Genomic DNA, 21879 nt, shown 5'->3' with positions numbered 1-21879 from the left:
GCTAACATCTTCAATTTAGGCGTATGCGTTGATCGCCGCATTGCAAATTCATCATCCGAAGTCATTGTATATGGATCAGTAAGGGGCTCATCGTGACACAACTTTGGCTATTGGAGTGGTCTACAGCTTATGCTTCAAGATAAATTAAAAAAAGGACAGATGACCTTTTTTTATATTGATCGTAAAATACCTTGTCTCAAGAGGATAGCTTGGGTTTATGTCACTGTTTATTACCTATTATCTAGGCTCAGTATAGGTTTCAAATATTGATAAAGACTCTGAAAATATAGATAGTTTTGAATGAAGAGCAGTAAAAGATGAGGACTATTAGTAATGATGAATTAATACAGAATTATATCGATGAGTTTTCTTTATCGCGTTATTTTTCTCCAATATTATTAGAAAATTTCTTATTAAAACAAATAGAAGCAGGTGAGTTTCTGCTTGCACAAGGAAGCTCGCTAAGTAGCCTCTATTTACTTGTGAATGGAAAATTACAAGTAGAACATTACCAAAAAGATGGGAGTTGTGCAGTATTCTCTATTGAAAGGGCTTTTTCCGTGATTGGTGATTTAGAGCTTTTTTTAGATAGAGATATAGGTACAGTAAGTACGGTGACTGCGATTTCAAAAGCGGATATTCTCGAGATATCCTTAAGCAAAATTGAGCAATATGCGTTTAACGATCCAGCTTTTCTACGTTTTATCTGCTCTCATCTCAGTCAAAAATTATATGCTTCAACTCAACTGCTAACAAATGCAACGCTTCCAGCATTTATAAAAGTACGTAAATATTTAGCAATTAGGGCGGAAATGGAGGGGAGTATGATTCACTTGGAAAAACGTGATTCTATTGCTGCTATGTTAGGAATTTCGACCAGACAGCTAAATCGGATTTTAAAAGATTTATCAGACTTAAACATCATTCAGTTTAAAAATAAAACGTTAAAAGTTTTGGATAATGACTATCTCGCTGAAATAGAACCGATAGACTTTTTATAATTTGACAGCGGTGAAATAAAAATAGAATTATGTTCAAGATATTTGGTAAGGATTACAGTAGTCAGTTTATGCTTTGAATTGATTATAGAGGGCGCTACAAACCTTCTTCTTTTATTGCAAGCAAGCCCATGGTTAACGCATGGGCTTTTTAATGTAAATGAACAACTCAGGACAGAAGTTCAGAGCTGCTTTCAGCATGTTTTGACAATGAGCGTAAATCTGAACCAGAAGGAGCCTGATAAATCTTTAGTCCAAATTCAGGAAGAATTGCCATCAGATGGTCAAATATATCAGACTGGATTGCCTCATAATCATTCCATACCGTTGTATTGGCAAATGCATAGATTTCCAGCGGTAATCCCTCACTCGTTGGTTGTAACTGACGGATAATTAGGGATTGGTTTTTAGCAATACCAGCGTGTTGTTTTAAGTAGAACTCGACATAAGCCCGAAATGTTCCAATATTGGTTAGGCGGCGCTGGTTATAGACTGACTGATCTTCAAATTGTTGATTAAAGCTGTCCAATTCAGATTGTTTATTATCCAGATATTGATCCAGTAACAGGAAAGCTTTTAATTTCTGTTGTTCTTCATGGGTAATAAAATGAATGCTGGTTTGATCAATAAAGATTGAGCGCTTGATGCGTCTCGCCCCCAACAATTTCATCCCACGCCAGTTTTTAAAGGTGTCAGTGACCAACTTATTGGTGGGAATTGTGGTAAAGGTTTTATCAAAATTCTGTACGGTAATGGTATGTAAGGACATATCAATAACATCACCATCTGCATTTAATGTTGGCATTTCAATCCAGTCACCGATACGAACCATATCGTAGGAAGAGATTTGCACCGATGCCACCAAGGACAGAATCGTATTTTGAAAAACCAGTAACAATACTGCTGCCATCGCACCAAAACCAGCAAGCAGGGTAAAAACATCTTTCTTTAAGAAGGTACCCAAGATCAGCAGACCACAAACGATAAACAAAATCAGTTTGATCAGTTGAAGATAGCCTTTGATGGGCTTATTCAGTGATTTTGGATTACGTTGATAAAGCAGATTAAAGACATTTAAAAGTTCGCTGATGGCCAGTGCAATAGTCAGGAAGATAAACGCCTGTGCAGCCATTTGTATCAGGCCAACCGCTTTTAAGGACAAATGTGGAACTGTGGTAATACCATTTAAAATAACAATGGCAGGAACAATATTCGCCACTCTGCGGATAACACTATGCTGGGAAAAAATTTCACTGTGTGCAAACTTCATTTTTGAAATAAGTTTACGTATCCCACGAACAACGACTTGTTTTGCAATATAATTTGCGACAAAGGCGAAAAAAATTAGAATGGATAATGATGTTAGCATCTCTAGCCATGGATACTGATCAGACCATTCCTGAATATTCTTTAAGAAGGCAAATTTATCCAAAAGTACAACCTCAAAATAGCAGATACGCTATTGTATTGATTGTGAATGACAATAATTTATAAAAATACTTTTTAGCTACATTCGGGCATCAATTACTTACTCAACAAGATTGACAGACTCTCAGAAAGTCCAAGTGAGTATGTGAAGATAAGCATGCAACCGTCGGGGATAGATAAGCCTAGTTTCACGGATCACAATATGCCAATCAATAGTACTTTATTGAATACGATGGGATGCTAAGTTTTAATTTTTAAGACTCAATAGTGGCTGATTTTATCCGCAAGATTAGCAATACGGTTCAGACGGCAAGACTGTGCATCTAACATTTGTCCTTGCCCTTCGGTTTTCGGATCCCAATTACAATACTTGTCGGTGTTTTCCCACCATGCTGCAATCTCATCCATCTGCCGGTCTTTTTTCACACTGTCTGGACGACTGATGATTTTGGCAAAGGCCTGTTGAACGCGGTTCTTATGTTGAGCATATTCTTGGTCCATACAGCTTTGCATTTCAAATGTTACTGCACCACTTTGCTTGATACATTGGCCATAACTGCTGCTTAATTTGGCATGAATATAAGAATCATCTGGAAGGGGACGAGGCATTTCATCATCGGCAAAAGCTGCAAAAGGAAGAAGAGAGATGAACAACAATGTAGTAGTTTTAAATTTTTTCATATATTTGACCTTTAGTTTTATCTCGATCTCGGTATGTGTTCTTGAATATCTTTATGCTTTAATTCGCATTATTGAAGTAAATTCAGGTAGCGTTGCAATTGTGCAGTACGGCCTGCGATACGCTGTATATCATTAAGTTCAGTTTGCAAGTTGTCTGGCTGTGATTGACCATACAGCGTTGTTTCAAGTTCAGCATCACTTTGACGTGATTGTAGCCAAATGCGTTGTGATGCAACCAGTTTTGTTTTCTGGGTAGCATTCAAATGTGATTGTAATTTTTTATAGGTACTATTCAATCGTACATCTTGACGTTCAGCCTCATCTTTTAGACAAGTTGCCTGTTCAATAATACCTTGGGCACTGTTGTCACAGTTTATAAAAGCTTGGCTTAATAAGTTTTCATTTCCTATTGGTGCAGCGAAGACCAAGCTTGAAAAACTACATAAAAAACTAATCGGTAAGCATGCTAATCGTATTTTTTTCATAAGGGATAAACTCTTGATTGATCTATCAGGATGAGTGTTGGCTGTTGTGTGAGCTGAGTAAAACCTTGCTTGAGTATCGTCAATCACGCTTTAGCAAAGACAAACAGGGATATCATTTTGACCAAAGTGTATCAATTTTAAACTTGAATAATCATGGATATTTGAATGTTTTTTCCAAAAACATAGATTGTCCTGTACGAATTTCTTTAAAGCTCTGAGATTTATCTTCCGTATAATTACTGCTCCTCAACTGTTTATTCATATAGCTTTAAGATAGTAACCCGCATATTCATTTAAATTGAAATTGTGTACATCGCATTTTTTTGGAATTTTATCGCAGACTATTGATGTGAATATATTATGACCGGTTTTTTCACACAATAGTTACAGTGAATATTATTCAAATAGAATGATTTGGGTATCCGTATTTTTATTAAAATAATCAGTCTCTTGAAAAATCAAAATCCCTCAAATTTTGAAGGATTTTGAAGGATTTTGATTTTAGAATGCTTTAAATGGTCTGTGCTCTATTGAGATATAGACGATCTAGCAGAGAAAATAGTGCAGAACCCATAACCAAACATACACCGACAAGACAAGTCATGGTCCAACCTCCATGATGCCATGCATAAACCCCTAAAGCAGAACCACATGCACCACCTGTGAAATAGGCTGTCATATAGATAGAGTTAATCCGAGATTTCGCATCTGGGCGTAAACGGAAAATGATATTTTGATTGCTGGTATGAACCACAGCGAGTCCAAAGCTAATCAGGCCATACCCTAAAATATAACTGGTGAGGTACTTTCCACCGAAATAAAGCAGCGCCCAACTGACGATCATCAACGCTACCCCAATCCATGTCAGGATACTGGTATGTCCACGGTCTGCAATTTTACCAATTTTTGCAGTGGCTAAAGCACCAAATACTCCAATGATCGTTGCAACACCAACCAAAACATCAGGTAATTTAAACGGTTCAGAAGTCAGTAAAACAGCAATCGTTGAAAATAAAATACTCATGGCTGCAAATGCAAAGCCACCAATAATTGCACGATAGACTAAACGACGTTCTTCTTTTAATAGCACACCCATCGAGTAGAAAATTTTGCCATAACTCATTTTAAACACAGGTACATGCGGCAGACGTTTTTTCAATAAATAAGCAAGTATTAACATCAATACCGCACTGACAAAGTAAATCAGTTTCCAGTTAAACAGGTTAGACAACAAACCTGCAAGGCTGGTGGAAAGCAATAACCCGACTAAAAGCCCACTCATTAAAAAGCCAACAACTTCACCAGTTTTTTCAGGTTTCACTGCCATCGTTGCAAGAGGGATTAAAACCTGAGCCGCAACTGAAAATAGACCTGTAATAATTGTGCCAACCCAAAGCATGGGTAAATTGACAGCAAAAGCACACATCAATAAACCAATCGCAGCACAAAACATTAACCAAGGAATAAATTTGATTTTATTGACAATGTCACCCATGGGCACAATGAATAAAAGACCAAGCGCATAAGATACTTGGGCAAAGGTCACTGTAAGTGCCACTTGTGATTCTGGCATGTTGAAATAGAGTTGAATCGAGTGAATCAGCGGCTGACTATAATAGTTTGCTCCTGCGCATAAACCGCAGGCAATCGCCATCAGCCAAAGTAATGCTTTATTTTGGCTAATATCGAGTTGAGCATTCATAAAAATATCCTAGTTCTTGGAGTTACATACAATAGGCAGTTGCTTCAATTTCAATGAGCATTCCTTGTAAAGCAAGACACGGGACAGGAATCAGTGTACACGCAGGGAAAGGTTGATCTTTCCAAAGTTGTTGCATTTCCTGAATTAAAAACTGATGTTTTTTGGTACTGTGATCGACCACAAGCACTCTTAAAACAGCAATATCCAATAATGATGCATCAGCCGCTTGTAGGGCATGTTGCAGATTGACAAAAGCTTGATGAACTTGTTGTGCAAAATCTTGGGATAATTGTCCTTGTTGGTTTTCACCACCTTGTCCAGATATATGCAAAATACGCAAATAATGGCGTACTTCAGCCACATGACTATACGCAAATGCTGTTGGATTATAAAGTGTATTTGGGTTAATCATTTGGAACGATTTGATCTGCGCGGATTCTGATCTGGAATTCATGGATGACTCTTTTGATTGACTGGAAATTTCCGTTAGTATCAAAGCTCAAGTTAACTTAAGGTCAAGTGAAAATATCAAGAAAAAACCGAAGCAAATGATCGTATTTATGAATGAATAATCAAGGGGCTGTTAAACAAGAAAACCGTCATATAGAAAAGTGATCAGAAGAAGCACGATGCAAGTGAAGTATTGCTCAGGATTAAAAGTATATAGGTTGTTTATCTTTGCTTTGATACTCTTAGGAAATCCCAGTAAGCACTGACTAGGATTCCGCATAGGTCTATCTTAAGCAAGGTATTGGCTATTTTTATATTCAATGAGCTGAAATAGCCCTGTACTAAAATAACCCAGTCATTAAATAACCTAGCCGTTAAATAATGAGTTGTGAATCTACAATCTTGCCCGTTTTCCCTAACCAAAATGGACGGTTGACTTCACCATGACCAAACCAGTCACATTGGTAAAGTGGGATGTGCAGTGGATCGAGATGTTCTTTCACAATCTCAACAATACTTTGCGGGACATTTTTTTGTGGGCATTGATAAAAATCACCCAAGACCAAAGCCTTTAAGTTTGAAGTATCAATACTTTGTAGGAGCTGAGTCAATGAACGTTCAATTCGATAATAGGGTTCGCCTACATCTTCAATCAGTAAAACACTCGGCTGATTCAGTTTTAAGGCAGAAGGTGTGCCTTGTAAAGTACACAGTACAGTAAGATTTCCGCCTAAGATTTTAACTTCTTCAATGTGCTGATCTTGAGCAAAACCATTTGCGCTGGATAAGGGATAATGACCGTGTTGGTTTATATCCGCGGATAACAGGCTGATGGTTTTTAAAGCATCATATGACAGGGGGCTATTGTCTAAATTTTTAACGGCAATTTCCTGAAATACAGGCGCATGTAAAGATTGCCCATGATGCATCGCAATATAGTTTAATAACACGGTGGTATCTGAATAGCCAATAATGGGTTTATTTAAAATCCACTCATCTAAAAATGGCAATAACATTGCAGCGCCAGTACCACCACGACCACACCAAATTGCATCAATGTTTGGATCTAAACATGCTTGTTTTAAATCTTGAATACGTTGTTCAACTGTACCTGCCAAATAGCGATGTTGTGAAAATACATGTTCACCCAAACTGACTGTATGACCTAACTGTTCCAAATGCGACTGTGCCAACTGGATATTTTCAACATCTACACAGGCACTCGGCGATACAATTTTAAAATGCATATTCCTTCCAAGTTTCTGCACAATTTAGTGTGCAAGTTTCTTTTTAGACAAAGTAATCATCATGACACCGATGATATTCAGTAAACAACCAAACCATTGTATCGCATTCATATGCTCACCGAGCAAAGCCACAGCCAAAATAATGGTTAGGATCGGGCCAATCGAACCAATCATAGCTGCTTGTGCAGCACCTAAACGAGAAATACTTTGCGCGACCAAAATCGTCGGTAAAACCGTCACCAATAAGCCTAAGGCGATACCATACCAAATGACTTGTATCGGAAGTTGAGTAAGCAGTTGAATTGGCTGGGGTGTTGCAATGATAAAATGGGTTAGCGTACCAAAACATGCAATGCTTAATGCCAAACCAGTGTAATTCCATGAACCAAATTTTTGAATTAAACGTGGGGTCATGAGTAAGTACGTCGCAAAACAAACCGCACTGGCAAAGACTAAACTCACGCCTAGCCAGAAATTTCCTTCATGCGGTACTGTGCTTTGCTCTTGTAGCATCACAATCACTGTACCACCATAGCTTAATGCAATCGCTAGTATGGTTCTAAAGTTGAGTTTTTGCTTATAAATAAAGCTTGTGGCAATGACTGTCAGTGTTGGATAGAGAAATAAAATAATACGTTCCAACGATGCACTGATATACATCAGACCAGCGAAGTCGAGCCAACTTGAAAGGTAATAGCCCATCAAACCTGCAGCAACCAATAAGGCCCAATCTTTTCCTGTCATATTTTTATTATGATGGCGATTGAACCAACACAGTAAAAGGAAAAAAGGCAGGGCACTTGCCATTCTCAATGCCATAAGCACGGTGCTGTCGACTAATGGCGATAATGCGTAAGCCTGTTTAATAAAAATAGCTTTGGTACTAAATAAGAAAGCCGCACCAAGTGCGAAAATCGAACCGAGTTGGGTATTGGATAAAGAAAGTTTCATGAATTTGACTGCATTGACGATGTCGCTATACGACATGTAAATTTGAACAAGCAGTATAAATGTTGTTTTCAATCAGTGGAAATACAAAAAAAGAATGAATTGGCGCAATAAAAGGAATATAAAACACACTTGCTTACTTCTTTTTGTGTGGATTTAAGTAGCATTTAAATAGATTGAAATAAAAATTGTATAAAAATCAACCTTGAAATCCTTGTTTATAAACTGCTCAAATTCAATATGCTATTTTTTGCACAAAAAAGGTGCAACATCGTAATGGTTGGTTCAAGCTGTTCGAGTATTATTAACTGACAAAATGGCAAATAAAAAAAAACTAAAATTTTTTGTAATTGCTTTAGACTCAGTTCTAGGGTAATTCTAATGGTTATTCCAAGTACTTTTTTTTATTAATGAAATTAAAAAATGTAATAAAAACCGACTTACATTTTTGACGGAAAAAATGATAGAAAAGGCCAATATAAGCTGATAAAAAAACCATGTAATTTGTCAGAAAGGTCAATAGGGATGTTAGTTTTTGTGCTAAATCTATTGTTTTATGGAGTATTTAAACAGCAAGCTGGAATGCTTAAAAGTGAATCATACTGCTGTAAATGCCAATCAGTAGGGTAGGGTAAGCAGCTTAAAATATCCAAATAAGCTTAAAAAAACATCATTTTTAAAAATTGGAGACAGGATATGTCAAAAAAACTGAGCAGGATAATACGAGAAAAATACAATAAATTGAATATAGGGTATGTCGCACAATTATATTTATGAATCATCAGTTCAAAATATGGGTATTTATTAAATAAATATTGGGTGGTATTTTAAAAAAGTTCAATTAGAATCCAAAAATTCATAACAACGCATCTGGGGGAAACATCGGGTTATTTACGATGTTTACTTGAAGAAAAATTAGCTTGAGGAACGCTCATGCAGATTGGAATCCCAAAAGAATCTGTCGTCGGTGAAAACCGCGTAGCCGCTACGCCAGAGACAGTAAAAAAGTTGATTAGTGCTGGTCATAGTATTGTCATTGAACGAGGCGCTGGTAAAAAAGCGGCTTATATTGACAGTGCTTATGAACAAGTCGGCGCTAAAATTACAGATGATGCCTATACAGGTAGTCAAATTATTTTGAAAGTCCGTGCACCACAAGGTGAGGAAATTCAAAAGCTTGCCGCAGGAACAGCTGTGGTAGCTATGTTTGACCCATACCGTAATACTGAACTTGACCAATTTGCGTCACAACAAGTGTCTGCATTTGCGTTAGAGCTTTTGCCACGAACACTGTCTCGTGCGCAAAATATGGATGTGTTGTCTTCTCAAGCCAACCTAGCAGGTTATAAGTCGGTGTTATTGGCCGCTGCGGAATATCAACGTATGTTCCCAATGCTGATGACCGCTGCAGGTACTGTGAAACCCGCTCGTATCGTGATTATGGGTGTGGGTGTCGCAGGTCTTCAAGCCATTGCAACTGCAAAACGCTTAGGCGCAGTTGTTGAAGCAACAGATTTACGTCCAACTGCACGTGACCAAGTCGAATCGCTTGGTGGTAAGTGGTTAGATGTACCGATGTCTGATGAAGAAAAACAAAAAGCTGCCGATGCCGCTAAAAATGGTTATGGCTGGATGCCAGGCGAGCAATATATTCAAGACCAAGCCATCATCGTAGATAAAGCCGTGTCAAATGCAGACATCGTGATTACTACTGCGTTGTTGCCAGGTCGTGATGCGCCTCGCTTAATCAAAGCTGAAACTGTTGCCAAAATGAAACCAGGTTCAATCATCCTAGATATGGCAGTTGAATCAGGCGGCAACGTTGAAGGTTCTAAAAATGGTGAAAATGTTGTCACTGACAATGGCGTGACGATTTTAGGTATTCCAAATATTCCTTCTACAGTATCGACAGAAGCTTCGGCACTGTATGCACGTAATGTTTTCAATTTCGTAGAAACTTTGTTTGATCAAGAGAAAAACTTTGCCATCAATCAACAAGACGAAATTCAAAAAGCACTTCTAGTAACTCATGGCGGTCAAGTACTGCTGAAGCGTGGTTAAGGAGAGTCATCATGGTTGAAACTATTACTATTTTCGTCTTAGCCATCTTTGTTGGTTACTACGTGGTTTGGGGTGTAACCCCTGCATTGCATACGCCATTAATGGCTGTAACCAATGCATTGTCCTCAATTATCGTTGTAGGTGCAATGATACAAACTGTTGGAATTCCTGGTGTTGTAGACGCAAGTGTACAATTCCAGTCCGTGAATGTTGTTAGTGTACTTGGTGCAATTGCAGTGTTCTTGGCAAGTATTAACATTTTTGGTGGCTTCGCAGTGACTGCACGTATGCTTGAAATGTTTAAGCCAAAACAAAAGAAAAAAGAGGGCTAATCTATGGAAATCATTCGAGAATATGCAGATTGGTTCTACCTTGTAGGTGCTGTCCTTTTCATCTTAACTTTACGTGGTCTTTCAGGTCCTAAAACTGCGATTGCTGGTAACCGTTACGGCATGATTGCCATGGCGATTGCGGTAATCACCACATTCTTTGTCGCAGATCATCCTGTTGTATGGATGATTGGTGGTGCAATGGTGTTGGGTGCAATTGTCGGTATTGCGCGTGCACGTACAGTTCCAATGACACAAATGCCAGAAACAGTGGCATTGATGCACTCACTTGTTGGTTTGGCTGCGGTACTGATTGCGATTGCTGCAATTTTACATAATAACCAACTGACTACTTTGTTTGCACAAAACGAATCTGCTTTAACCGCTGCTGGTGTACAGCATGCGCATATGAGTAAAGTTCATTTATTTGAATTATTCGTCGGTTGTTTCGTTGGTGCGATTACCTTTACTGCGTCTGTATTTGCTTATGGTAAGTTAGCTGCAAAGAAATGGGCAAAAACCATTTCAGGTGCTTGGGTTAAACCTGTTCAAGCGATCATTTTCCTGGCTATGCTGGCGTGTGGTGTGTACTTCTTTACCACAGGCAATATGCAAGCATTCTGGGCAATGACTGCACTGGCATTGGCATTTGGTTGGGTTTGGATTGCACCAGTCGGTGGTGGTGATATGCCAGTAGTGGTTTCACTACTGAATTCATTCTCTGGTTGGGCTGCGGCAGGTATTGGTTTCACACTTGAAAACAACATGCTGATTGTTGCTGGTTCATTGGTGGGTTCATCAGGTGCGATTCTGTCTTATATCATGTGTAAAGCAATGAACCGTTCAATCATCAATGTATTGTTTGGTGGTGCAATGGGTGGTACGGCTGTAGCATCAGTTGATAAAGGTGAGCAAGTTCAACGTAATTACCGTTCTGGTTCTGCGGATGATGCGGGCTTCTTGATGTCGAATGCGGACAGCGTTGTGATTGTACCGGGTTATGGTATGGCGCAAGGTCGTGCACAAAATGCAGTGAAAGAATTGTGTGAAATCTTAAAAGAGCAAGGTGTAACGGTTCGTTTTGCAATCCATCCAGTTGCGGGTCGTATGCCTGGTCATATGAATGTATTGTTGGCGGAAGCTGATGTTGCATATGAAGACATCTTGGAAATGGACGAGATCAACTCTGATTTCCCAGCGACTGATGTTGTACTGGTAATTGGTGCGAATGACGTTGTTAACCCTGCGGCTAAAGATGATCCTACTTCACCGATTTATGGTATGCCGATTCTTGAAGCACATAAAGCACGTACCATTATGGTGATCAAGCGCTCTATGGCAACAGGTTATGCAGGTTTAGACAATGACTTATTCTACAATGACAAAACCATGATGATCTTTGGTGATGCCAAGAAAGTTGTTGAAGAGATGACAAAAGCAATCAATGGTGGTGGGCACTAAGCCGCTATCGGATTAAATCCACCCCAACCCTCCTTTGATAAAGGAGGGAGCCTAACTGCCTTCGGGCGGTTTTTTATTTAAGCAATTTTAATGCTATGATTTTGATAAAATTGACTGAATAAAAAATGATGAATCAACCATTTAAAATAATCTGTAAAAGCTTAGGTATCTATTTGGTATTTTCCTTATCTATAACGCATGCACAAGTTTTTCAAATTCAAGATGGCTCGAAACACTATGATGCCGTAATTGATATTGCATGTGAAAAAGATGAATGTGGAGCTAAGGCCGAAGTAAAGCTATTTAAAAAGGGCAGTAAAGCGGTATTTCAAGCATTTCACTCTGATGACCTGACTATGTATTTGGATGAAAAGTTTAAACCGAGTGTTAATGTTATACAGCTTTATGACGAACAAAGCCCTTTGATTTTTGATGATTTTAACTTCGATGGAACAGAAGACCTCGCGATTAGAAATGGTAACTATGGTTCTTATGGCGGTCCTGTGTATGACATTTATGTGTTTAATCAAAGCAAGAATAAATTTGTTTTGAGTCAGGAACTGTCTGCACTCACTCAAGAAAATTTAGGCATGTTTGAGCTAGACAAAAAGCGCAAACGCATCATCACCTTTAATAAAAGTGGCTGTTGCTACCATATTCGTTCTGAGTATCAAGTTATACCTAGAAAAGGTTTATTGCTGGTTCGAGAGTTTATTGAGGATGCAACCTCACCAAAAGGTGATCAAGTTGAGGTTACAGATCGTAATCTGGTCAATGGAAAATGGAAGGAAAAGACCAAGTATTATCCAACTGCAAAATATTATGCTCAGTAGTCACAATTTACCTCGTATACCTATTTTGTATTGATATCGCTATATGATGTAAATCAACAGATGTTGAATTGTGGGGCAGAGTAAGATTTTATGAATAGAACGATTTCTTTACGTTGTGGCGTTAAATTTTTAAACATAAAAAAGCCCATCCAAAGATGAGCTTTTTTAATTAAAACTGAAACTTAATGAGGAATATGCTCTTCATCTTCAAATTCAGGTTTAACTTGTACGATAAAGTCTTGACGATTAAGACCACGCCACAATGCAAATGCAGTACCGATATAGATTGAAGAATACGTACCTACAAATACACCAATAAACATAGCAACTGAGAACCAGTGTAAGCCATCACCACCCAAGAACATCATTGCAAGTACAACCAGCAATAATGTCATCGAGGTATGAATAGTACGTTTTAAGGTTTCAGTTAAGGCAATATTCACAATTTCTAACGGTGTCGCGCCACGAATCTTACGGAAGTTTTCACGGATACGATCCGATACAACAATGTTATCGTTTAACGAGAAGCCGATTAAGGCAAGAATAGCCGCTAAAACAGTAAGGTCAAATGGCCATTGCATCATTGCAAAAATACCAATCGTTACGATCACATCGTGCAGTAATGAAAGCACTGCACCAACTGCAAGTTTAAACTCGAAGCGAATGGTCACGTAGATCAGCATAAGTAGCATTGCAAGCGCTACAGCACCTGCAGAGCGTAAATATAGCTCATTACCGACTTGACCACCGACAGAGTCAACCTTATGAACAACAGCAGTGTTATTTGGCAGTTGAACCGCTTTGGTAATGGTATTGCTTAAGTCTTCAACTTTAAGGTCTTGCGCAGGCATACGTACAATTAAGTCTTTGTTTGAACCTAATGTTTGTACAACTGCATCTTTAAAGCCAGCTTTATCCAAATTAGAAATCACGTCTGCTGGTTTTGCCGCATATTGATAGTTCAATTCTGCAGAAACACCACCAGTAAAATCTAAACCAAGATTTAAGCCTTTGGTTGCAATAAAGAAGATACTTGCAATGGTCAAAAGGATTGAGATGATTGCCGCTGGTTTGGCAATCTTCATGAAATTAATTACATGCTCATCATCTGGACGACCATATTTCTTTTTCGGTTGAGTCACATCAGTCATCTTCGATCTCCTATATGCTCAACTTATTCAAGTTACGTTTTCTGCCATATACCAATTGGACAATTGCACGTGTTACTGTAATTGCAGTAAACATTGAGCAAATAATACCAATCATCAGCGTTACAGCGAAGCCTTTGATCGGACCTGTACCAATAGCAAACAGAATAAATGCAACCAAGAATGTGGTTAAGTTTGAGTCGAGAATGGTGTTATAGGCTCGATCATAACCGGCAATAATGGCCTGTTTGGGCGAGGCCCCCCAGCGCATTTCTTCTCGTATTCGCTCACAGATCAGTACGTTGGCATCGACCGCCATACCAATGGTGATTACGATACCTGCAATACCTGGCAAGGTCAGTGAAGCCCCGATCCAAGACATGATGGTGAGAAGCATTGCCAAGTTAATCACCAATGCTACATCCGCAATTAAACCAAATAGACGGAAGAACACGATCATCCAGATTGCAACAAGCAGGAAACCAACTTGAGTTGATAATACGCCTTTGTCGATGTTCTCTTGCCCCAAACTTGGACCAACAACACGTTCTTCTACAAAGTACATTGGTGCAGCTAAAGCACCTGCACGTAGCATCAATGCAAGTTCAGCCGCTTCTTGAGGAGAATCTAAACCGGTAATACGGAAAGATGAACCTAAAACAGCTTGAATATTTGCAGCATTGATCACCACAGATTCAGTATATGGTGTGCGTACTTCTGTCATCGCACCTGTAACTGGATCAGCAACAGAGGTGATTTTTTGTTTATTTTCAATAAACAAAACCGCCATACGTTTGCCAACAGCAGTACGGGTTGCATCTGACATCAACTTACCACCAGCAGTATCTAAAGTAATATTTACTTCAGCGCCACCACTATCTTGGCTAAAACCACTTGATGCATTTTGTACACGTTCACCGGTAAGGATACGGCTGCGATTTAATAATAGTTCACGACCACTGTCCAAAGATTCGTAAGCAAAAACTTCAGTACCTGGCGGTAAAGGTTGACCATTATATTTACCTGTGAAACGGTCAATATATTGATCATTTAAATCAGATACTAAACGGAATTCAAGGTTTGCAGTACGCCCCAAGACACGTTTAGCTTCGGCAGTATCTTGTACACCAGGCAATTCAACCACAATACGGTTGCTGCCTTGGCTTTGTACCAATGCTTCAGCCACACCCAACTCATTAATACGGTTACGTAAAGTCGTTAAGTTTTGGTTGAGTGCGTAAGATTGAATGTCTTGCTTGGTCGCATCGTTATAGGTCAACTTAAGCGTAGAACCTGTATCCGTTGCTAAAGCTTGTTGATTGAACTTATTCCCATCACGACGTAAAAAGTCCATTACCGCTGCACGGTCATCATTATTTGCAAACTGAATCGTAATGGTATTGTTGTTCAATGAAAGACTATTAAATTTAATCTTATTGTCACGGAACTCACGACGTAAGTCTGTTGCTGAGGTTTCCATACGTTGTGCAATAGCTTTGTCCATATCTACTTCAAGTAAGAAATGAACACCACCACGTAAGTCCAAACCAAGCTTCATTGGCTTAGCGCCAATTTTTTGCAACCACTCAGGTGTGGTTGGTGCAAGGTTTAATGCAACGGTATAGTTCTCACCCAAACCTTTGCTGAGGACATCTTTTGCTTTTAACTGTGCTTCAGACGTATTTAAACGCAGAAGGGCAGCATTGTTGGTGAAGGTATTATCATGACTGCTAATATTTTCACTTTTTAAAATTTGCTCTGCTTTTTGTATGACAGACTGATCAATTGTGGTACCAGCCTTGGCACCAGAAATTTGAACAGCAGGTTCGTCAGGATACAAACTCGGCAGCGCATATAATGTACTGATCACTAGTACCACTAGAATCAATATATATTTCCATGCAGGGTAACGCATTCGCTTTCTTCTTAAAATGAAAAAGTCGTGCTAAGTGCACGACCGTTTTATGATTAAAGGTTATTTAATGTACCTTCAGGGAGTACTGAAATAACACTTGCACGTTGAACTTTGACTTCATTTCCTTTGCTTAATTCAACCACTGCAAAGTCGCCATCAATTTTTAGGATACGACCCATTAAGCCGCCTGCAAATACAATTTCACTGCCAACACCTAAGCTTTCGATTAAAGTACGGTGTTCTTTTGCACGTTTTGCTTGAGGACGCCAGATGAGAAAATAAAAGATTGCAACAAATACTACAATCATCAATATGTTTGCCATCATGCCTGGGCCTTGTGCAGGCGCTGCTGCAGCGTGAGCAGAAGAAATAAATAAGCTCATTCTAATTTCCTAATGTTAAAAATTATCTGCCATTTTCATGGCTTTTAAATTGACTTGTTCAGCAATTTACCTTGTCTTGGGTTTCAGCGCAAATACTGTTGAATTAATCTTCAATTCAACTTTATATTGGGGCATTAGTCAGCAGGACAAGGAGGAACTTCTAAACCGCGACGTTGATAGAAATCAGTCACGTATTCGTCAAAAGTTCCCTGATCTAAAGCATCACGAATATCTTGGGTAAAACGTTGGTAATAACGTAAATTGTGGATCGTGCCCAACATTGAACCGAGCATTTCACCACATTTTTCTAAATGGAATAAATAAGCACGGGTGAAGTTGGTACAGGTATAACAGTCGCAATGTGGATCCAGTGGACTTTGATCATGACGATATTGGCTGTTACGAATTCGAACCAGACCATCGGTAACAAAATAATGACCATTACGTGCATTTCGGGTTGGCATGACACAGTCGAACATATCGACACCACGACGAATTGCTTCAACGATATCTTCTGGTTTACCCACACCCATCAAATAACGTGGTTTATCTTCTGGCATTTTTGCAGGCAGATAATCCAAAACTTTGATCATTTCTTCTTTGGGTTCACCCACAGATAAACCACCAATCGCAAAGCCATCAAAATCAATTTCTTTAAGACCGTTTAAAGACTCTTCACGAAGGTCTTCATACATGCCGCCTTGAATGATTCCAAACAATGCGTTTCTATTTTTTAAAACATCGTGATGTTGTGTTTTACAACGCTTCGCCCAACGTAATGACAGTTGAAGCGATTTCTGTGCTTCTTCATGGGTTGCTGGGTATGGCGTACATTCATCAAAAATCATCACAATATCTGAGTTCAATGTATGTTGAATATCCATTGAAATTTCAGGAGATAAAAAGACTTTTGAACCATCGATAGGTGAGCGGAAAGTAACCCCTTCCTCTTTGATTTTACGCATAGCACCCAGGCTGAATACTTGGAAGCCGCCTGAATCAGTAAGAATCGGTTTGCCCCATTTCATAAACTCATGCAAACCGCCGTGTTCACGGATAACATCTAGTCCAGGACGTAAATAAAGATGGAAGGTATTGCCTAAAATAATTTGTGCTTTGATGTCTTCGATATCGCGCGGCAACATGCCTTTAACTGTGCCATAAGTTCCCACAGGCATGAACACAGGTGTTTCAATCACACCATGTTCTAAAGTTAAACGACCACGACGAGCACGCCCCGACTGACCTAATTTTTCAAACTTCATAAATAACCTAAATCTGGCGAAAAAACAGTTCGCTGATTGATAATTGCAAAAGGGGGCTATTTTCCCTGATTTTATGGTCGAATACCAGTCATGTTGTTTTTCATAATGTTAAATTTAAAATTATTGATTTAGCGGCTTGAATATCAATAGATTGATGTGAGAATCATTTTTTATCGTTGAATAATTATTGTTTGAATATCAAGGTGTTATTTTTATGTAGCTCAAAAGCGAATAATGGTTCGCTTTTGAGCTTAGATTTGGACAAGATAGAAAATTAGTCTTTTGCCTTACGACCGATAATGATCAAGGCGATAACTCCCAGAATCATGATGAATATTCCATAATGATTCCAAAAATTACGTTGCATTTTATTTTCTTGGTATTCAGGATTTTTACTTAAGGTTGAAATGACATCATCAGGTAATTCATAAAACGTATCTGGTTCTGCATCGGTCATGCCGACCAAGGTGCAGTCCCATGTTTTGACATCTGCCCATAAGATTCCAAAGTGACTACATTTATATCCTGCATTTAAACTTTTAAGATCTTCATATTGACTTAACACTTCTTGTGGAAATGGGCCAACTTTAAACATTTCATCGCCTGTATTAAAAACTAACAGGCCTTTCGCTTGAGCAGGGGCTTGCCAGAGAAAACACAGACATAACATCATGAATAATTTTTTTAACATTTGATTTACTCCAATCTTTAGATTGTCTTTTTATTAAGTTGATCATTTTTAGTTGATCGTTTTGTTCTAAAAATAGTCATTTTTTAGCGGTTTGAAAATATCAGAAAATGATCGAAATGTCATTTTTTATATTGAAAATAAACAGGATTATGGCTGAATTTTTATTCAAATTTCCACATGGTGATTTAGGCGATATGTTTCGAGTCAAATATACTCAATCGCCATAATCGATTCCTGATCATGGCTTTAAAGCTGATCCAAAAAAATTGTTGAATTTATCAAACTGATTTAGCACTTGTTCAACCTTGGCAATCCGTTGTTCTAAACTTCCTGTTAAAGCGATGTATGGAATCCGACGTTGTTTGAGATCCGCAATAATTTGCTGATGAAAAATAGCTCTTTTTTGGGGGCCGCTACGATCCCAAGTGTCGTCATAAGCAATATCATCTTCACACAAGAAAAATAAGTCATAGCGCTGTGCATTTTCGAGTGCAAGTTGTTTGAGGTGCTCAGGTAATCGTCCATGATAATCCATACAAAACATCGCTGTGGTTATCGCGTTGGTATCTACAAATAAATAACGGTTTGCATCTAAAGTGACCTGATCTTCATAGGCGATATGACGATCTGCAATAATATTGAAATCTTCAAAACCGATACGACGATCAACTTGGTGAGTTTCCCAATATTCACGCCCATATTCTGGGGCAAAAGTTGTTGCATACTTTTTCGCAAGCGCTTCAACCAGAGTCGACTTGCCTGTAGACATTGCACCGACAAAGACGACTTTGCTAATCAAATCTGCATAGACACAGTTGGGGATAAATTTCCGATTTTGAAAGGCATTTGCTCGAATCATTGTAGCGGAGATCGGCACCTGTAGACGTGACTCATCCACTCTACGATCAATTGCATTGAGCGCTGTGCTGACATGCTCACCATAAAATTCACTACTATAAAAATGCGAAATTTTCACGCCATTGAGCTTTTGAATGATGTAATTTTCTTGTTCTATTTCAAACGCCCGATCATTGGAATATCCCTCAGGCCCATCCCATGCTTCAATTACATGAATTTGAGGAAATAAATCTCGGATCCATTGGGCACGAATGTTTAAGGGAATAGTTGTAATTGAACTTTGATAGATCAATACATACAGCTCATCCACTTCTTGTAATGCTGTTTCAAATACATGCATATGACCTGCATGTAAGGGTGCATATTTACCGAGTGTCAGTCCGATTTTTTTCATAGTTTTTAAATTCAATAGGATGGGTTTGAGTGGTTTTGTGCAAGTTTGTTCCAGTTATAGTAGCCATAGATGGCATTGATCAGAAAGGCTGACCACATCAATAACATCATTGCACCATCACCACTACCATCAAGGGTTCGGATCGCCCACATTAAAATACTGAAGATATTTAAAGCAATATAGAACCACCATTGCTCTTTAAAACGCAGCAGCATTAAAATCGTTGCTGTGATTGCAAGGATATTGGTGGTTGCATCTATATAAGGCGTATTTTGAGTGGGAATTTGGGCAAGCAGATAACCGAGTATCGCAATACAACCTATATTGCTCAGGATGATCAAAATCAAATAAGCCTGCCGAAGGGTATAGGCCTGTTGTAATTGTTTTTCTTTGGTATGTTTCTGCCAAAGTAGCATGCCGATCAAAGCGGTTGGGACAAAGAATAAGAGATTCAGTCCCATTTCGCCATAAAGCCCGTTGTTATAGCAAATCCATGCATAAGCGCAGCTATTAAACAAACCAAAACTATAGTTAAGAATATTGCCTTTTGCTGCTAATACTACACAGAGAATTCCGCTGAGTAATACCACGAGATTAAACGATGTATCGTGTTGAACTAAGGTAATGATACAGCCGATGAAAATAAAACTAAAAAGCCAAATAATCTCAAATATATTCCAATTTTTGAAAAGAAGGTGAAAGAGGGAGGGGGAAAAGAGTTTCAACATAGGGTTGGTAATTCTAAGTAATGCTGTTGGTGTTATTTGCTGGTAATTTATACCCGATTTAAATCCTACAGGCGATTTGAAATTTTAGTTTAATCGCATGCAAGGACTGGATTGTTGACCATTGTTTTTTACCAAGCTTGTTGATAAATCCATTGTCATTATTTGTTTTTTACGTATTTATTCAAGTGATGTTTGATTAAAGAACCTTCCCAATATTTCTTTGGGAAGGATGGGTTTTTCCAACAATATTGAGTGAAGCTTAGTTGAAATTAGGCTTGTAATCAAAATTCTGAGTGACCACATTGTCTGAAAATGGACGAATTGTTTTCTTTGCCAAAGTAATGGTATTGATCATATTGTTTGGAAAAATTTCGATGGTGTTATTAAATTCTTCAACATTACGGTTAAATATGGTGATTGCTGCACCGACATTTTCATTTTGTTCTTGAATATCATCCATCATTTTTGCATACAAAGTATCCGCTTTGAGTTCAGGATAATTTTCAACCACCACATTTAAACTTTTCATTAAATCTTGATTGAGTTTTTCAACATGTTGTAATTGAGAAACATCAGTATTGTTTAGATTTAGATTTAAAATTTGCTGACGTAACTCGGTCACTTTTTCCAAAGTTGATTTTTCAAACTGTGTATATTGCGCCAAAGTTTGCTCTAAAGTTTCCAGTGTTTTTACTTTTTGGCGTTCAAAATTGGCAACTTCAGCCCATGCTCGTTGTGTCGCATTGAAATAACGCACAATGTTATTTCTGACCAGAATACCCCAAACGATCAGAACAATAAAAATCCCAATAAATATGATTAAACCCATTTTGATTATTCCTTTTGATTTATGAAATCAAGTTTAGCATGCACTGTTTAAATTTTTCATATTCAGGCATGGTTAATGTTCTTAAATGTCCACGAAGTGCTGAAATATCCTGAAGCTTTTGTTTTTTACGACGAATGCGAAAGAGATCTTGATCTCCCATATAGCACAGCATATTTTCTTCAAAATGATAAACAATATCACCTGAATAGTGTTGAAAAAAATCACTTAATTTTAAGGTGATACTTGGACTAATGGTACGGGCAAGTTGATGTTGATCATAGCCAAAAATATATAAATTTTGATTGACCAGAATATCCGCAGTTTTCCATATTTGGGTATAGGGCGGAATAAATTCATGGTGTTTATTACTGGCGGCAAAGCCAAGAGCGGGTAATTGAAAAATAAAAGCGCCCCATTGGTTTTTATGGGTTTCCTTAATTTTCTGTTTTTCACCCTGAGTATTGGGCAGTGAAAACTCATCGACATAATGATACTGAAACAACATCACATGATGTTCTTGTTCACCATCAAACCATTTGGTGGATGCAAATTGTTCAATCTCATTCAACACATTGCCTTGCGAAAACAATGGAAAACTTTGTTTTAACTTGCTCATGATCAAAAAGCTATTGCTTGTTGTGGAGATATGGCTTGGGGTTTTATTAAAATCTAATTCGTAGCGGAGAAACATCATGCGCTGTTCTAAAAAATTGATGACCTCATCAATTGGATCGCTTTGCTCATAAATTAAATAAGCACCAAAACAGCATAACAAGGCTGCTAATAGACTCAGTGGGTAGGGAATATAGGAATGAATCAGCCAACCAAAAATTGCAGTCAGTACCCCAATCATAAACAGCAGTCTGGGGATGAGGTTATGAAAAAATAATTCTCTACATTCTCCCCACGGATGTAAGCCATCTAAAATATCTTGTGCAGATTGAGCCTGTTGTCCAATTTCCCAAAGCCGAGCGATATTGCGCATCACATGTTTATTTTTTCTTGTGCGTAGGTGAAGCAATCGCTCAACGGTTTCTATAGGCAT

General features: G+C 38.3%; 21 protein-coding genes. 5 read left to right on the top strand and 16 right to left on the bottom strand.

What is annotated here, in order from left to right; translation table 11 throughout:
• Window positions 1–317: 317 nt before the first annotated feature.
• Complete coding sequence (locus CQZ96_RS10695; RefSeq protein WP_105713348.1) at window positions 318–1001, top strand: Crp/Fnr family transcriptional regulator; 684 nt, start codon at window positions 318–320, stop codon at window positions 999–1001.
• 166 nt (window positions 1002–1167) lie between these two features.
• Here the strand turns inward: CQZ96_RS10695 and CQZ96_RS10690 are convergent, their stop codons facing one another.
• The 7 genes from CQZ96_RS10690 to CQZ96_RS10660 form a co-directional block, all read right to left on the bottom strand.
• Entirely contained in the window at window positions 1168–2430 is a 1263-nt protein-coding gene (locus CQZ96_RS10690) for a mechanosensitive ion channel family protein (RefSeq protein WP_105713347.1), read from the bottom strand.
• Between the two features lie 257 nt (window positions 2431–2687).
• Window positions 2688–3107, bottom strand: a complete 420-nt coding sequence (locus CQZ96_RS10685; RefSeq protein WP_105713346.1) for a hypothetical protein — start codon at window positions 3105–3107, stop codon at window positions 2688–2690.
• 68 nt (window positions 3108–3175) lie between these two features.
• On the bottom strand, window positions 3176–3592 hold the full coding sequence (locus tag CQZ96_RS10680) for a lysozyme inhibitor LprI family protein (RefSeq protein WP_105713345.1): 417 nt from the start codon (window positions 3590–3592) through the stop codon (window positions 3176–3178).
• A 511-nt stretch (window positions 3593–4103) separates the two neighbouring features.
• A complete protein-coding gene (locus CQZ96_RS10675; protein WP_004723176.1) occupies window positions 4104–5294 on the bottom strand; it encodes an MFS transporter in 1191 nt (396 codons plus the stop codon).
• A gap of 22 nt (window positions 5295–5316) precedes the next feature.
• Complete coding sequence (locus CQZ96_RS10670; protein WP_004723174.1) at window positions 5317–5748, bottom strand: RidA family protein; 432 nt, start codon at window positions 5746–5748, stop codon at window positions 5317–5319.
• A gap of 370 nt (window positions 5749–6118) precedes the next feature.
• Window positions 6119–6991 carry an LD-carboxypeptidase gene (locus CQZ96_RS10665; RefSeq protein WP_105713343.1) on the bottom strand — a complete coding sequence of 291 codons (873 nt, stop codon included), beginning with the start codon at window positions 6989–6991 and terminating at the stop codon, window positions 6119–6121.
• 24 nt (window positions 6992–7015) lie between these two features.
• Window positions 7016–7942: a DMT family transporter gene (locus CQZ96_RS10660; protein ID WP_171287900.1), complete on the bottom strand. Its 927-nt coding sequence runs from the start codon at window positions 7940–7942 to the stop codon at window positions 7016–7018.
• 930 nt (window positions 7943–8872) lie between these two features.
• Here CQZ96_RS10660 and CQZ96_RS10655 point away from each other — a divergent pair.
• The 4 genes from CQZ96_RS10655 (at window position 8873) to CQZ96_RS10640 (ending at window position 12623) form a co-directional block, all read left to right on the top strand.
• On the top strand, window positions 8873–10000 hold the full coding sequence (locus CQZ96_RS10655) for a Re/Si-specific NAD(P)(+) transhydrogenase subunit alpha (protein WP_004723168.1): 1128 nt from the start codon (window positions 8873–8875) through the stop codon (window positions 9998–10000).
• Window positions 10001–10011: 11 nt separating this feature from the next.
• A complete protein-coding gene (locus CQZ96_RS10650) occupies window positions 10012–10332 on the top strand; it encodes a proton-translocating transhydrogenase family protein (RefSeq protein WP_004723166.1) in 321 nt (106 codons plus the stop codon).
• Window positions 10333–10335: 3 nt separating this feature from the next.
• Complete coding sequence (locus CQZ96_RS10645; protein ID WP_105713341.1) at window positions 10336–11790, top strand: NAD(P)(+) transhydrogenase (Re/Si-specific) subunit beta; 1455 nt, start codon at window positions 10336–10338, stop codon at window positions 11788–11790.
• A 125-nt stretch (window positions 11791–11915) separates the two neighbouring features.
• A complete protein-coding gene (locus tag CQZ96_RS10640) occupies window positions 11916–12623 on the top strand; it encodes an XAC2610-related protein (RefSeq protein WP_105713340.1) in 708 nt (235 codons plus the stop codon).
• A gap of 182 nt (window positions 12624–12805) precedes the next feature.
• On the opposite strand, the gene secF is transcribed toward CQZ96_RS10640, so the two are convergent.
• The 9 genes from secF to CQZ96_RS10595 all read right to left on the bottom strand — a co-directional run bounded on the left by secF (window position 12806) and on the right by CQZ96_RS10595 (window position 21879).
• On the bottom strand, window positions 12806–13774 hold the full coding sequence (secF, locus tag CQZ96_RS10635) for a protein translocase subunit SecF (protein ID WP_004723159.1): 969 nt from the start codon (window positions 13772–13774) through the stop codon (window positions 12806–12808).
• Window positions 13775–13784: 10 nt separating this feature from the next.
• Window positions 13785–15686 (bottom strand): protein translocase subunit SecD, encoded by a 1902-nt coding sequence (gene secD, locus CQZ96_RS10630; protein WP_004723158.1) that lies wholly within the window; start codon window positions 15684–15686, stop codon window positions 13785–13787.
• A 53-nt stretch (window positions 15687–15739) separates the two neighbouring features.
• Window positions 15740–16069, bottom strand: coding sequence for a preprotein translocase subunit YajC (gene yajC, locus CQZ96_RS10625; protein ID WP_004723156.1), 330 nt, complete (start codon window positions 16067–16069; stop codon window positions 15740–15742).
• A 134-nt stretch (window positions 16070–16203) separates the two neighbouring features.
• On the bottom strand, window positions 16204–17334 hold the full coding sequence (gene tgt / locus CQZ96_RS10620; RefSeq protein WP_004723155.1) for a tRNA guanosine(34) transglycosylase Tgt: 1131 nt from the start codon (window positions 17332–17334) through the stop codon (window positions 16204–16206).
• A gap of 274 nt (window positions 17335–17608) precedes the next feature.
• Window positions 17609–18025, bottom strand: coding sequence for a hypothetical protein (locus CQZ96_RS10615; protein WP_056514982.1), 417 nt, complete (start codon window positions 18023–18025; stop codon window positions 17609–17611).
• Window positions 18026–18263: 238 nt separating this feature from the next.
• Window positions 18264–19277 (bottom strand): AAA family ATPase, encoded by a 1014-nt coding sequence (locus tag CQZ96_RS10610; protein WP_105713339.1) that lies wholly within the window; start codon window positions 19275–19277, stop codon window positions 18264–18266.
• An 11-nt stretch (window positions 19278–19288) separates the two neighbouring features.
• Window positions 19289–19867 (bottom strand): nicotinamide riboside transporter PnuC, encoded by a 579-nt coding sequence (gene pnuC / locus CQZ96_RS10605; RefSeq protein WP_267313596.1) that lies wholly within the window; start codon window positions 19865–19867, stop codon window positions 19289–19291.
• A 397-nt stretch (window positions 19868–20264) separates the two neighbouring features.
• Window positions 20265–20834 (bottom strand): LemA family protein, encoded by a 570-nt coding sequence (locus CQZ96_RS10600; RefSeq protein ID WP_004723147.1) that lies wholly within the window; start codon window positions 20832–20834, stop codon window positions 20265–20267.
• A 19-nt stretch (window positions 20835–20853) separates the two neighbouring features.
• A complete protein-coding gene (locus tag CQZ96_RS10595) occupies window positions 20854–21879 on the bottom strand; it encodes a hypothetical protein (protein WP_105713337.1) in 1026 nt (341 codons plus the stop codon).

The sequence above is a fragment of the Acinetobacter sp. MYb10 genome (assembly GCF_002980175.2).
Lineage (GTDB): Bacteria > Pseudomonadota > Gammaproteobacteria > Pseudomonadales > Moraxellaceae > Acinetobacter > Acinetobacter guillouiae.
Note: the sequence above shows the minus strand (reverse complement) of the source record. Positions and strands in the feature narration are given on the sequence as shown.